This is a genomic window from Peptostreptococcus porci (genome assembly GCF_009695815.1).
Taxonomy (GTDB): Bacteria; Bacillota; Clostridia; order Peptostreptococcales; family Peptostreptococcaceae; genus Peptostreptococcus; species Peptostreptococcus porci.
Genome location: NZ_VUNE01000005.1, coordinates 199318 through 212175, shown reverse-complemented (window position 1 = coordinate 212175; position 12858 = coordinate 199318). Strand labels below are relative to the sequence as shown.

The 12858-nt window shown below is 34.7% G+C and carries 10 protein-coding genes; 7 read left to right on the top strand and 3 right to left on the bottom strand.

Going from position 1 to position 12858, the window contains the following annotated elements; all coding sequences use genetic code 11:
- Window positions 1-41 precede the first annotated feature (41 nt).
- The 4 genes from FYJ71_RS09660 (at window position 42) to FYJ71_RS09645 (ending at window position 5285) form a co-directional block, all read left to right on the top strand.
- A complete protein-coding gene (locus FYJ71_RS09660) occupies window positions 42-1163 on the top strand; it encodes an FtsW/RodA/SpoVE family cell cycle protein (RefSeq protein ID WP_154538655.1) in 1122 nt (373 codons plus the stop codon).
- Between the two features lie 74 nt (window positions 1164-1237).
- On the top strand, window positions 1238-3097 hold the full coding sequence (locus tag FYJ71_RS09655; RefSeq protein ID WP_328597756.1) for a TIGR03960 family B12-binding radical SAM protein: 1860 nt from the start codon (window positions 1238-1240) through the stop codon (window positions 3095-3097).
- Window positions 3097-3795 (top strand): TIGR03936 family radical SAM-associated protein, encoded by a 699-nt coding sequence (locus tag FYJ71_RS09650; RefSeq protein WP_154538653.1) that lies wholly within the window; start codon window positions 3097-3099, stop codon window positions 3793-3795. Before FYJ71_RS09655 ends, FYJ71_RS09650 begins: the two co-directional genes overlap by 1 nt.
- Before the next feature lie 14 nt (window positions 3796-3809).
- Window positions 3810-5285, top strand: coding sequence for a ribonuclease E/G (locus FYJ71_RS09645; protein WP_154538652.1), 1476 nt, complete (start codon window positions 3810-3812; stop codon window positions 5283-5285).
- A gap of 336 nt (window positions 5286-5621) precedes the next feature.
- On the opposite strand, the gene FYJ71_RS09640 is transcribed toward FYJ71_RS09645, so the two are convergent.
- The 3 genes from FYJ71_RS09640 to FYJ71_RS09630 form a co-directional block, all read right to left on the bottom strand.
- Entirely contained in the window at window positions 5622-7394 is a 1773-nt protein-coding gene (locus tag FYJ71_RS09640; RefSeq protein ID WP_154538651.1) for an NADH-dependent [FeFe] hydrogenase, group A6, read from the bottom strand.
- Complete coding sequence (locus FYJ71_RS09635) at window positions 7388-9223, bottom strand: NAD(P)-binding protein (protein ID WP_154538650.1); 1836 nt, start codon at window positions 9221-9223, stop codon at window positions 7388-7390. The genes FYJ71_RS09640 and FYJ71_RS09635 overlap by 7 nt, the downstream gene beginning before the upstream one ends.
- 306 nt (window positions 9224-9529) lie before the next feature.
- A complete protein-coding gene (locus FYJ71_RS09630; protein ID WP_154538649.1) occupies window positions 9530-10447 on the bottom strand; it encodes a ribonuclease Z in 918 nt (305 codons plus the stop codon).
- Window positions 10448-10706: 259 nt separating this feature from the next.
- On the opposite strand from FYJ71_RS09630, the gene recX reads away from it, so the two are divergent.
- The 3 genes from recX (at window position 10707) to yqeK (ending at window position 12849) form a co-directional block, all read left to right on the top strand.
- Window positions 10707-11342 carry a recombination regulator RecX gene (recX, locus tag FYJ71_RS09625; RefSeq protein WP_154538648.1) on the top strand — a complete coding sequence of 212 codons (636 nt, stop codon included), beginning with the start codon at window positions 10707-10709 and terminating at the stop codon, window positions 11340-11342.
- A gap of 216 nt (window positions 11343-11558) precedes the next feature.
- Window positions 11559-12254 carry a nicotinate-nucleotide adenylyltransferase gene (gene nadD, locus FYJ71_RS09620; RefSeq protein WP_154538647.1) on the top strand — a complete coding sequence of 232 codons (696 nt, stop codon included), beginning with the start codon at window positions 11559-11561 and terminating at the stop codon, window positions 12252-12254.
- Complete coding sequence (yqeK, locus tag FYJ71_RS09615; RefSeq protein WP_154538646.1) at window positions 12247-12849, top strand: bis(5'-nucleosyl)-tetraphosphatase (symmetrical) YqeK; 603 nt, start codon at window positions 12247-12249, stop codon at window positions 12847-12849. The genes nadD and yqeK overlap by 8 nt, the downstream gene beginning before the upstream one ends.
- Window positions 12850-12858 lie beyond the last annotated feature (9 nt).

Sequence of the window (12858 nt, the reverse complement as noted above, 5' to 3'; positions counted from 1 at the left end):
TGGCAGATTTTTTACAAATATATGGGGAAGTAGGCAGTTAGATGAAAAAAATTGATTACAAGAGAAAAATAAGAATAGTAAAAAGCCTCGACTGGAAGCTTATAGCTATTGTATTTACAATTTTTTTGTTCGGATTGGTGGTTCTTAGTAGTGCTACTCATGCGAATGTTACAGGTGATTTCTCGCAGATTTATAAACAGGTGTTGGCTTTTGGCATAGGTACAATTGTAATCGTAATTTTATTGATGTTCGACTACGATAGTATTGGAAAGCATTACAAAGAGCTGTACATTGTCAGTTTTTTGCTACTGGTTGTATTGCTGATACCGGGAGTCGGAGATGTACAATTTGGTGCAAAATCATGGATAAAGATTGGAAATTTTAATCTTCAGACTTCTGAGATTGTAAAATTCACCTTTATTCTTAGCTATGCGAAAATCATCGACAACAATAAGGACAATATTGGAAATGTAAGAGTTTTGGGTAAGTTGTTTGTGTATGCGTTTCCGTTTATTGGATTGCTGTTGGCGCAACCTGATTTGGGAACTGCTGTGGTGTTTATGTGTATAATATTCTTTATGCTTTATACTGCTGGATTGAGTAAAAAAATAATAAGAAATATCATAATTGGAGCGGCGATACTCACACCGATTATGTATCTTTTTATGGCTCCTCATCAAAAGGTGAGAATTTTAAATTTGTTCAATCCACAAGCTAGTACAAACTATCAGGTATTGCAGTCGATGATAGCAATTGGGTCTGGTGGTATTTTTGGTAAAGGGCTTTATTTGGGCTCACAGAATCAGGAGAACTTCCTCCCAGTAAGAGATTCAGATTTTATCTTTGCTGTTATTGGCGAGGAGCTGGGACTGATAGGAATGCTATTTGTAATTGTGATGTTTGTACTTATGATTACAAGATTGCTGATGATAGCAAAAAAATCGAAAAATACTTATGGCACTTTTATTGTGGTAGGCATTACAGGAATGTTTACATACCAGACTATACAGAATATAGGTATGACTGTCGGTTTAATGCCAGTGACCGGTGTGACACTTCCATTTGTAAGTTATGGTGGTAGCTCGATTATAACGTCACTTGCAAACATTGGTATTGTTTTAAATGTATATTTGAGGAGAAGAAGGTTGGGAATTTACTCCTAACCTCTTTTGCCTATATAGGTTATTTGGAAAGGTTTATAATAGTGAATAAAATAAATAAAAGATTGAATAAAGAGATTGCTAAGGTAGATCTTGGAAAGATTCTAAAGAAAGTAGAAAAACCAGCGAGATATTTGGGAAATGAAACAAATACAATCCACAAGGATACAAATGATGAAAACTTGATAAGATATGCTCATTGTTTTCCAGATGTTTATGAGGTGGGGATGAGCCATCTTGGGTCTCATATCTTGTATAATTCGTTGAATCAAGATGAAGACGTGTATTGTGAAAGAGTATATGCTCCATCAGTAGACATGGAAGAAAAGATGAGAGAAAACAATATTCCTCTATTTGCTCTTGAATCGAGGGAGGCAATAACTAATTTTGATTTTGTGGTATTTTCTCTACAATATGAGCTCTGTTATACAAATATTTTAAATATGCTTGATTTGGCAAATATTCCACTACTTTCAAAGGACAGAGATGAAAAATGTCCTCTTGTTATGGTGGGTGGTTCGTGTGCGTATAATGTTGAACCTATGGCTGACTTTGTTGATATAGCTCTTCTTGGTGAAGGGGAGCAATTGAATAGAGAAGTCGTTCGGGCATATATTGATTGGATGAAAACTGACCCATACAACAATGGGAAGACGAAAAGAGATTTTTTAGAGCTGGTATCAGAAATTGATGGTGTTTATATACCTTCGTTTTACGAATTTGAATACAATCAAGACGGAACTATTTCTGAATTGAAGGTGATAAATGAAAATGCTCCTAAAAATCCTAGAAAGAGAATAATAACTGATATGGATGCAATTGAGTATCCGGAGAAAATGATTGTTCCTTTTATAGAAACTATTCATGATAGAATTGTTTTGGAATTGTTTAGAGGCTGTACGAGAGGTTGTAGGTTTTGTCAGGCTGGTATGATATATAGACCAATTAGAGAGAAAACTGTCGACAGATTGAAAGGAATAGTCGATAATATGATAAAAAATACTGGATATGATGAAATTTCATTGTCATCCTTGAGCACAAGTGACTATAGTCATATTGAAGAGATAACAGATTTCTTGGTTGATGAGTATGCATCTCAGAATATAGGCGTATCTTTACCATCCTTGCGACTTGATAATTTCTCGATGGAAATTGCTGAAAAGATTCAACAGGTAAGAAAAACTGGACTAACTTTTGCTCCAGAAGCAGGTTCTCAGAGAATGAGAGATGTAATCAACAAAGGAGTTACTGAAGAGGATTTGAGAAATGCTGTTGGCAAGGCATTTCAGATGGGATGGAACAGTGTGAAGCTGTACTTTATGATTGGATTACCTACTGAAACATATGAGGATTTGGATGGAATTAGAGATTTGGCTTATGAGGTTATTGATATTTACAGAGATATAAATGGTGGTAAATTGAGAAATAAATTTGGGGTAACTGTATCAACTTCAACCTTTGTGCCAAAAGCTTTTACACCATTTCAGTGGCATGGACAAGATACTCAGGAGGAAATAAGAGAGAAGCAAAAATATCTTGTTGGAAGATTGAGAAATGGAAATATAAAATACAACTATCATGAATCGAAATCTAGCTTGATGGAAGCTATTTTCTCCAGAGGAGATAGAAGGCTCGGAAAGGTACTATTGGAAGCATTTAATAATGGTTCTAAATTTGACGGTTGGTCAGAGCATTTTGATTTTGATAGATGGATGAGATGCTTTGATGCTTGTGGCTTGGATCCTAGTTTTTATGCTCATAGGGAGAGAAGCTACGAAGAAGTATTGCCATGGGATCATATAGATGTAGGTGTAACAAAGGCGTTCTTAATCAGAGAAAATGAGAAAGCCAAGAATAATGAATTGACTGAAGATTGCAGGTGGGGATGTAAGGGCTGTGGAGTCAATGTTAATGATATTGGAAGGGGATTGTGTTAATGTCTAAAATAATGAGAATTAAATTTACAAAGCTGGGCGATATGAAATATATTTCTCACCTAGACGTTCAACGTCTATTTCAAAGGGTATTCAGAAGGGCAGCGGTCAGGCTATCATACTCGCAGGGATTTAATCCTCATCCCAAAATGAGCTATGGTAATGCACTTGCTTTGGGGGTAGAAAGCCATGGAGAATATGTAGATATTGAAATCGAGGATGATATATCTCCAGAATTATTGGTGGAAAAGATTAACAACCAGTTGCCAGAAGGTATGGACTTTATCAAATGTGTGGAAATACAAACTGGCGTAAAATCTTTGGCAGGTAATATTGAATACGGGAATTACGATTTTGTTATTGAAAATGTGGATAATTTTACAAAGTCTGAAGTAAGTGATAAAATTGATAAAATACTGTCATTGGATATGTTGAATGTTACGAAGAAGAACAAAAAAGGAAAATTAGTCGAGATGGATATCATACCTATGATAAAAAGCTTGGAAGTGAAATCTGTTGAGGATGATAAAATAACAATAAATTCAATAATCTCAACAGGTTCGATAAAAAATCTAAATACAAACGTATTTTTGCCTAAATTAATTGAGCTGCTGGACGTTTCGATCGATCCTTTGGAAGTTGATGTTATCAGAAATGATTTGTATTTTGTCGAGCAAGGTGAACTGGTAAGCCCAATATAGAAATTAGGTGTATTATGAAGCAATTTGTTATTGAAAATTTTGTGAATGCAAAAAAGCTAGCTGTGATAAATAATGGAAAATTCGAGAAGATAATTATTGAAAGTAATTTTTCAAACAACAGGATAAACAATATTTATAGAGCCAAAATAGTGAAAAAAATACCTTCTATGGATGCCGTATTTATTGATTATGGCGGTGAAAATAATGGATTTTTGAAGCTAGAAAATTTAAATAAGCTTGAAGCATTATATCCCAATAGTTCTCTGAATATCGGCGACAATGTGATGGTTCAGCTGATAAAGGAAGAAAAGGGGCTAAAAAGAGCAAAGTTTTCCACAGATATAAGCATACAGGGAAGATATGTCGTTTTGGTATCAAATGGCGAAAAAATACTTTTTTCGAGCAAGATAAAATCCTCACATGAGCGTAATAGATTGGGAAGTATTGTGGAAGAGATAATTTCTGAGCTGAACGTAAAACGTGGATTTATTATCAGAACAGAGTCTATTGGTTTGGAAAAGGACAGACTAAAAAAAGACATTGAAAAGGTATGTAAGGAATATGCTGATATTCAACGATTATATGAACAGAAATTTGAACCTGAGTGCATATTCAGTAGTGGCGGAGAGATATTAAAGTTTATTGAATTTAATTTTGGTGATAACGTAGAGAAAATTGTTTGCTCGTTTGAGGGGAGTTTTGCCAAAGACGAAATTTTTCTAGAGGATATCAAAAATATTGTTAAGGGAGATGGCAGAGAAAATCTTACCAAAATTGTCAAGTTGTCTGGAGTAGATGTTTTTGAGTCATATGGTATTAATAATATGCTGAAAAAATACAAAGCTAGAAAGATTTGGATGGATAAGGGAGCATATATTGTGATTGATAAGACTGAGGCTATGACTGTTGTGGATGTGAATTCAGGTAGAAATATAGGAACTGGAGATTACGAAAACACAATACTAAATATAAACTTATCTGCAGCATCCGAAATTTCAGATCAAATTATGGTAAGAGATATTTCTGGAATAATTTTGGTAGATTTTATCGATATGAAAAAAGAGGAAAATAGAGAAAAAATCATAGATGAAATGAACAGAAAATTTGGATGCGACGATAGAAAAAGTAAAATTCATGGGTTTACGAAGCTTGGTCTGCTGGAAATTTCAAGAATGAGAAAAAATGACTCATTTGAGAGCTATTATTTGAAGGACGGAATTTCTGATATAAAATCAGATGATTCCTTGATTGATGATCTAGAGCGACTTCTCATTTATACAAAATACCATTTAAACAAAAATATCTTGAATATTTATTCAATAGATGGAGTGGGGGGGCTAAAAGAATGTATTGAAAAATTTGTAGAAGCTGGTGCAGAGTTTAAACATGAGCTGATATTCAATGATAAGCTGCTGACAAGCAGAGCGCATATATTGGATAAATTGAAAGAGAAATACAATATGGAAATAAGAGTAAATAAAATCGTTTAAAATAATAATCAAATATCATATATAGATTATAATGTGAATCAACTACAATAGTCATCTGATTTACTTGATTGGATACTAGAAAATCATATTTCAAGGATAGCTAATGAAGTTGTTGAAAATATAGATATTAAAATTTTAGTAAAAAATCTACTTACAAAACTCGTAAGGAAGGCACAAATAAAAAAATACAAATAAAAAGGCATATCATACATTCATTTCATTTGATGTGCCCTCTTAACCGTTAGATTTTTAGGTCTAACTTTTGGAGGTGCATCATTAGTGAAGAATGTGGGTATGCCTTTTATTTGTTACTCTTATGAGTTAGCTACTTTTGATTTAATACTCGTCAAAGAAATTTTCATCCTGTACCATCGTTATCAATGGTGAAAGAGGAGTATCCCATGATTCGTGATCAGTATGAAGAAGCTTATGAGCCAAGTGAGAGCTTGGTTTTTCTAGATAGTCGTCATACAGTTTTTTGATTGATGGATTTTCGTGAGAATATCTCAAGTACATTGATCTATCAATATCATATAGCTTTTCTCCTCTAGCGCTAGCGAGTTCCATACCTTCTCTAATAGGTTGTCCTCCACCACCAGAACATCCACCGGGACATGCCATTACCTCTACAAAATCATATTTCACATCACCCTTAATTATGCTGTCCATAAGTTTTCTAGCATTTCCAAGACCACTGACAACTGCCACATTTACTTGATTTCCATCTATGTTGAATTTTGACTCCTTCCAGCCTTTATTACCCCTTACAGATTTAAATGAATCGGGATCTGGGTTCTTACCAGTCACTAGGAAATAAGCAGATCTCAACGCAGCTTCCATAACTCCGCCAGTAACTCCAAATATTGCACCAGCGCCACTTCCAATTCCAAGTGGGGAATCAAATGATTCTTCTTTTAGCATTGTGAAATCCAAATTTTCGGCTTTGATGATTTTTTCCAATTCTCTAGTCGTTATAACGACATCGACATCTCTATCTGCTTGTGAATCATTTATTGAAGGGATTCCAGCCTCATGCTTCTTTGCCGAACATGGCATTATAGAAACACAGAAGATTTTATTTGGATTTACCCCCAATATGTCGGCATAGTATGATTTTGCTACTGCACCAAACATCTGCTGTGGAGATTTTGATGTGGAAAGGTATTTAACCATATCTGGGTACTGAGATTTCATAAATCTCACCCAACCAGGGCAACATGATGTGAATAGAGGATACTTCATGTTTCCTTCAGAGTATAGCTCCAAGAATTCAGTACCTTCTTCCATTATAGTAAGGTCTGCACTGAAATTAGTATCAAAGACATAGTCAAAGCCTATTCTTTTTAGAGATGCTACCATCAATCCAGTAGTTGCATGGCTGTCATCCACATTCAAAAATTCTGCCCAAGCAGTTCTAACGGCAGGTGCCACCTGAACAACTGTTATTAGCTCTGGATCTTCTAATGCCTTGTATACCTTGTCTATGTCATTTCTAACCATCAATGCACCGACTGGACAGTGTGTGATACATTGTCCACATAAGGAACAGTCGGCTTGCTCTATATTTCTATTCCAAGAAACATCCACCGTTGTACGATATCCACTGTTCACGATATCCCATATATTTAGACTCTGTATCTTGTCACAGACTTGGATACATCTCATACATTTTATACATTTTGAAAAGTCTTTTTGAAGAGGGAAGTCGGGATTCCAGCTTCTCTGTTCAAAGTCTATGTCGAAATTTACATTTAATACATTTAAATCATTTGAAATTTCCTGAAGTGAGCAGTTTCCACTTCTAACGCAAGTGGCACACTTAAAGTCGTGCTGAGATAGTATTAATTCAACGTTTGTCCTTCTGGCATTTCGTACCTTAGGACTGTTAGTTCTTATTACCATACCTTCTTTTACAACGTTATTGCATGATGTCAATAATTTTTCCTTGCCTTCCACTTCAACGACGCAGACTCTACAAGCGCCAATTTCATTTAAATCTCGAAGGAAACACAGCCTAGGGATTTTAACTCCAGCCAAAACGGCAGCATCAATTATTTTAGTTCCTTCTTTAACTTCTATTTGTTGATTATCTATAGTTAATTTTACCATCTTGATGTTCTACCTCCTCTAAAGTTACCCCATCCGAAATGATCACATCTCAAGCATCTTGAGGCTTCCTGAGCAGCCTCGTCAGCAGTCAGACCGTATTCGATTTCATCGAAGTTATCTTTTCTTTCGTCTACTGGAACTTCCTTCATATTTGATCTTGCACATGGCTTTCTGTCATCCCATCTGATATGTGGAAGGTCAATGTCAACACTTATTAGGTGATTGTATCCAAGGTATTCATCTATATTTGCAGCGGCAACCTTTCCGGCACCGATGGCTTTGATTACTGTAGCTGGACCTGTAACACAGTCACCACCGGCGAACACACCTGGAAGGTTTTCTATTTCACTTGAGTTAAGGGCTTCTATAATACCTCTTTTTACTGGCATTCCAAATTCTTTAAAATGCTTTGATTCTATATTTTGTCCTATCGCCACTATTACATGATCACATTCCAAGCGAACTGAATCACTATTTGCATTTCTAGGTCTAGGTCTACCAGCGGAGTCCATTTCACCAACTATTTGTGGTTTTACCCATAGAGCAGTTGTGTTGTTGTTTTCATCAAATTCTATTCTTTCAGGAGACATTAATGTTTGTAGATCGCATCCTTCTGCTATAGCACCTTCGATTTCTTCTACTAAGCACGTCATATCCTCCTGTCTTCTTCTATATGCTATCGTTACTTTTTCAGCATTGCATCTGATTGACGTACGAGCAACGTCCATTGCGACATTACCACCGCCTATTACTACGACACGTTTTCCAGTTAAATCTGGATAATCCTCGTCTCCGATTTTTTTCAGCATTTCCACTGCAGAAACGACTCCGTTTGAATTTTCACCCTCGATTCCAAGTTTTTTGTCGTCATGGGCACCGATTGCGATATATACAGCATCATATTCATTTGCAAGCTTTTCGATTTTTAAATCTTTTCCAATTTCAACATTGGTATGAACTTCGACTCCTGTGGCAAGTATCGCATCGATATCCTCTTGAAGTCTTTCTCTAGGTAGTCTGTAGTTTGGTATACCGTATCTAAGCATTCCACCAAGCTTGTCTTTTTCTTCAAATACTTCGACCTTATGTCCCATAAGTGATAGATAGTACGCTGCACTTAAACCACTTGGGCCTCCACCAACTATGGCAACTTTTTTGCCAGTGCTATCAGCACAAGGTGGTGGTGGAACTACTCCGGCATGATCTGATGCATATTTTTTCAAGCCTCTTATATTCAATGGTGCATCGACAAAAGTTCTTCGACACCTTGCCTCACAAGGATGCTCACATACCAATGCACAAGCTGTAGGGAATGGGTTGTCCTTTCTGACAAGCCTTACTGCATCGGCATATCTGCCTTCTCCAACTAGAGCAATGTATCCAGGAATATCAACTCCTGCTGGACATAGTGTTACACATGGAACGGAAATATTTCTATCCATAGAGCACTTGTTTTTCTTTATGTGCGAAATATAGTCATCTCTGAATCCCATTACTCCGGATAATACCATTTGGGCGGCTTCAGTTCCTATTGCACAGTCTGCAGAATTGATAATGGAAATAGCTGTATGCTCAATCATTTCCAGAGTTTTCTCTGTTGCCTTATTGTCTAGAACGTTTTCCATAAGTTGCTGTAATTTACCCAAGCCGACTCTACAGGGTACACATTTTCCACAAGTTTGTGCATGACAAAGTTTTAGAAATGCAATGGATGCCTCTACTGGACAAATTCCAGGGGGGCTTGCTATTATTCTTCTTTCGATATCTTTGTATAGACCTTCTACAACTAATTGTGCAGCGTCTGGTGTATTAATATATAATCTACTCATATTTCCCTCCCGTGACTGATTTTCTGTTTATTGAACTGTGTTGAATTATTAAATTATAGCGAAAATATTTTAAGTCAAATTCCAATTGTTACTTTAATTAGTAATTATTTCGTGTTTTCAGAATAATTGAAATGTTTGAGATAAAACTAACATTTCCCCTATAATAACAAAATCCGATTCGAAATCGGATCTAAATCAACAAATGTAATAAACGAAAATTTTGATTATTCTTATAATAACATAAAACTAATTTTTTTTCATCAATTTTTTTAATAAAATTAAAAAAAAAGAGAATAAATCTCTTTTTTACTTTGGATATGAAATTGTCAAACTCATTCCATCGACTGCAACTTCGCTGTCCTTAAACACGCTCGTTGCATTGCTTTTATAGTCGTTGGGACTATCTATTGAAGGCGAGAAGTGAGTTAGTAATAGTTTCTTTACATTTCCCTTTGAAGCGAGGGTTGCGGCTTCTCTAAATGTCATGTGTTTATTTTTGACTGCCTTTGAAATATCAATATCATCGCCATACATTGCTTCGCAAATAAATAAATCACTGTCCGAAATAAACTCAGGAATACTGTCTATTGGTCTGGTATCAGTGATAAAACTAAGCTTTATACCTTTTCTTTCATCTTCTAGGACATCCTCAGGTGAATAGAATTTATCATTTATATAATAGGTTTTACCTTTTTGTAGATGGTTCCAAATATACTTAGGTACGGAGTTTGCTTCAGCTTTTTCAACACTGAATTTTCGGCTTCGAGTGAAGTAAAGTGAATAGCCTATACACTCTGTAGAATGGTCTAGAGAGATTGTGTTTATTTCTATATCCTTTAAAACATCACCTACAACAGAAAAGTTACCTATTGGATTTTCTATTACACGCAACTCGAAAGGCAGTCCCTCCCATAGGATCATCATTGCAGAAATAGCTCTTCTTATGCCACTAGGTCCAACTATTGTAAGAGGGGATCTTTTTTCAGCGTTTCCCATCGTTGAAAGTAGTCCCAATAGTCCATTTATATGGTCGCCATGCAGGTGGCTGATGAGAATTAGATCTATTCCTTTAAAACCACAGCTGAATTTTTTCATGGCTATTTGAGTTCCTTCGCCGCAATCTATTAATATTTTTACTCCCTTGTAATTCAGTAATACACTGGAACAGAATCTGGTGTGAGAGGGAACATTTCCTCCCGTACCAATCATTGTTAAATTAACCATTGTACACCTCTTTCGTTAAAGTATTTGATATGTTAATAATTGGCATGTGATTTATTACCACAAACTTATTACTACAGAACTTATTACTATATAATTTATTGCTATATATTTTATTGCTATATATTTTATTGCTATATATTTTTTATCCTATGTTACATTATAATTCATAGAATTGTTAATGTAAAATAATATTTAAGGATAATTTTTATTATTTATGATATAATTTTATATGAAAAATTCATTGTGTGAGAGGTTTGATATGTCCAAGATTTCAAATATAGAGGTTCAAAAAAATAATAAGAATAGAGCAAATTTGTTTGTAGATGGAGAATACTTGATATCATTGGATATAAGCCTCGTGTACAAAATGAAGCTAAAGATAAACGATGAGATTGACAGACAAAAGCTTGTGGATATTATAAAATTGGATAATTTTGAGAAGGCGAAAATAAAGGCATTGGACTCACTTAGTAGATCCAATAAGTCAGAGAAAAAAATAATTGAAAAGCTGTCAGATTCATTTGATGAAGAAACAATTGACAGAGTAATAGATTTTTTGAAGTCGTATGCATTTATTGACGATGAAAAGTACGCAAAAATGTTGGTAAGAGATAATCAGAATGTCAAACGAGTAGGAAAAAACAGAATCAAACAAAATTTATATTCTAAAGGTATTTCTTCAGATGAAATCGAAAATGCAGTTTCAGCAATAGATGAGGAATTAGAGCTTGAAAATGCAATATATTTGGCTGAAAAAAAATACAAAAAGATAAGTGGAGAAGAATATATTAAGGTTAAAAATAAAATATTTCAACATCTTGCCTACAAGGGATTTGATTATGATGTCATAAAATCGGCGATTGATAGAGTTTTAGAAGAGAAATTAAAAGGTTAATTTAAGATTATTTGGTAGAATAAGGATAGATTATGAAAAATATATTGTTGATAGGAATTAGTATACTGATAGGTGTTTTCTGTATTGTAAAGTTGTATATTGATGAGAGATAACAAAAATGTATATTTGTAAATGATGAGAGATAACAAAAATGATTAATTTTTTTTGAGAAATTATGATATAATATAGATATCATGCGCTGAAGGGAATAATGAAATGAATTTACAAGAAAGGTTAGACCTGTCTTACGAAAAAAATTGCAAAAAAGTGGAGTCGTTTATTGGTTCAGATAGGAAGATGAAATTGGGAATAATGGGAGGTACTTTCAATCCTATTCATAATGCTCATCTTGCAACAGCCGAGTTTATCAAGGACAAGTATAATTTAGACAAAGTTGTTTTTATTCCAACTGGCGATCCACCTCATAAAAAGATTATTTTGGACAAGTTCCATAGGTACAATATGGTTGTTTTGTCAGCCATGAAAAATGACGATTTTTTCGTTTCTGATTTTGAGATTAATAAAAAGGAGCAAAGCTATACGGTAGATACATTAAGGTATATTGTGGAAACTTACCCCAATGAAGAGCTATACTTTATCACTGGATCGGATGCGATAAATCAAATTGAGAGCTGGAAAGATTTTAGAGAAAACTTTAGGCTGGCAAAATTTATTGGTGCCATAAGACCAGGAATAGGAATTTTGGAAACACAAGAAAATGTTGAAAGGTTTAGAAACGATTACTGTGCAGATGTGGATTTGGTATATGTACCTTCACTTGAGATTTCTTCCACATATATAAGGAGCAGAGTAATGACAAATAAAAGCATTAAATACCTTGTTCCTAGCAGGGTTGAAGAATATATTTATGAACATGGATTATACAAACGAGGAGTCAGTTGTAATGAATAAATCAGAAATGATTGAAAAACTTAGAGATTATTTGCCAGAGAGAAGAATGGTTCATTCAATGAATGTTGCAAAATCAGCTATGGAGCTTTGTGATATTTATGGTGGTGATAGGGAAAAGGCTGAGATAGCCGGAATATTACATGATGTGGCGAAATATGTGAAGTTTTCGGATGTAGAGTCATATTGTCATAAATATGGAATTGAGCTCGATGACATAGAGAAAACAAATACTTCGCTTTCACATAGTATTTTGGGGATGTATATAGCAAAAAATGAATTTGGAATCGATGATGATGAAATTCTAAATGCTATAAGATTTCATACGACAGGTAGACCCGCCATGAGTTTGCTGGAGAAGATAATTTTTATTGCCGACGTTGTGGAGGTTGGAAGAGATTATCCTGGTGTTGATGTTGTAAGAGAATTGGCTTTTGGAGGGGAATTGGAAGAGGCTATCGTCCATTCAATAGATGGAACTATATCTGTAGTTTTGAGTAAAAAAGCCGTTTTGCATACTAGGACTGTTGAAGCAAGAAATTATTATGTTAAGCTTATCAAAGATAGAGAAAAAGCTAGAAATAGTGTGGTTATTTAAGAAGGATTT

What these genes read in the sequence shown, in the direction of transcription:
- FYJ71_RS09640 (WP_154538651.1), bottom strand. Translation starts at nt 7,394, where the DNA reads ATGGTAAAATTAACTATAGATAATCAACAAATAGAAGTTAAAGAAGGA.
- FYJ71_RS09630 (WP_154538649.1), bottom strand. Translation starts at nt 10,447, where the DNA reads ATGGTTAATTTAACAATGATTGGTACGGGAGGAAATGTTCCCTCTCAC.
- FYJ71_RS09650 (WP_154538653.1), top strand. Translation starts at nt 3,097, where the DNA reads ATGTCTAAAATAATGAGAATTAAATTTACAAAGCTGGGCGATATGAAA.
- FYJ71_RS09645 (WP_154538652.1), top strand. Translation starts at nt 3,810, where the DNA reads ATGAAGCAATTTGTTATTGAAAATTTTGTGAATGCAAAAAAGCTAGCT.
- FYJ71_RS09660 (WP_154538655.1), top strand. Translation starts at nt 42, where the DNA reads ATGAAAAAAATTGATTACAAGAGAAAAATAAGAATAGTAAAAAGCCTC.
- nadD (WP_154538647.1), top strand. Translation starts at nt 11,559, where the DNA reads ATGAATTTACAAGAAAGGTTAGACCTGTCTTACGAAAAAAATTGCAAA.
- FYJ71_RS09635 (WP_154538650.1), bottom strand. Translation starts at nt 9,223, where the DNA reads ATGAGTAGATTATATATTAATACACCAGACGCTGCACAATTAGTTGTA.
- recX (WP_154538648.1), top strand. Translation starts at nt 10,707, where the DNA reads ATGTCCAAGATTTCAAATATAGAGGTTCAAAAAAATAATAAGAATAGA.
- yqeK (WP_154538646.1), top strand. Translation starts at nt 12,247, where the DNA reads ATGAATAAATCAGAAATGATTGAAAAACTTAGAGATTATTTGCCAGAG.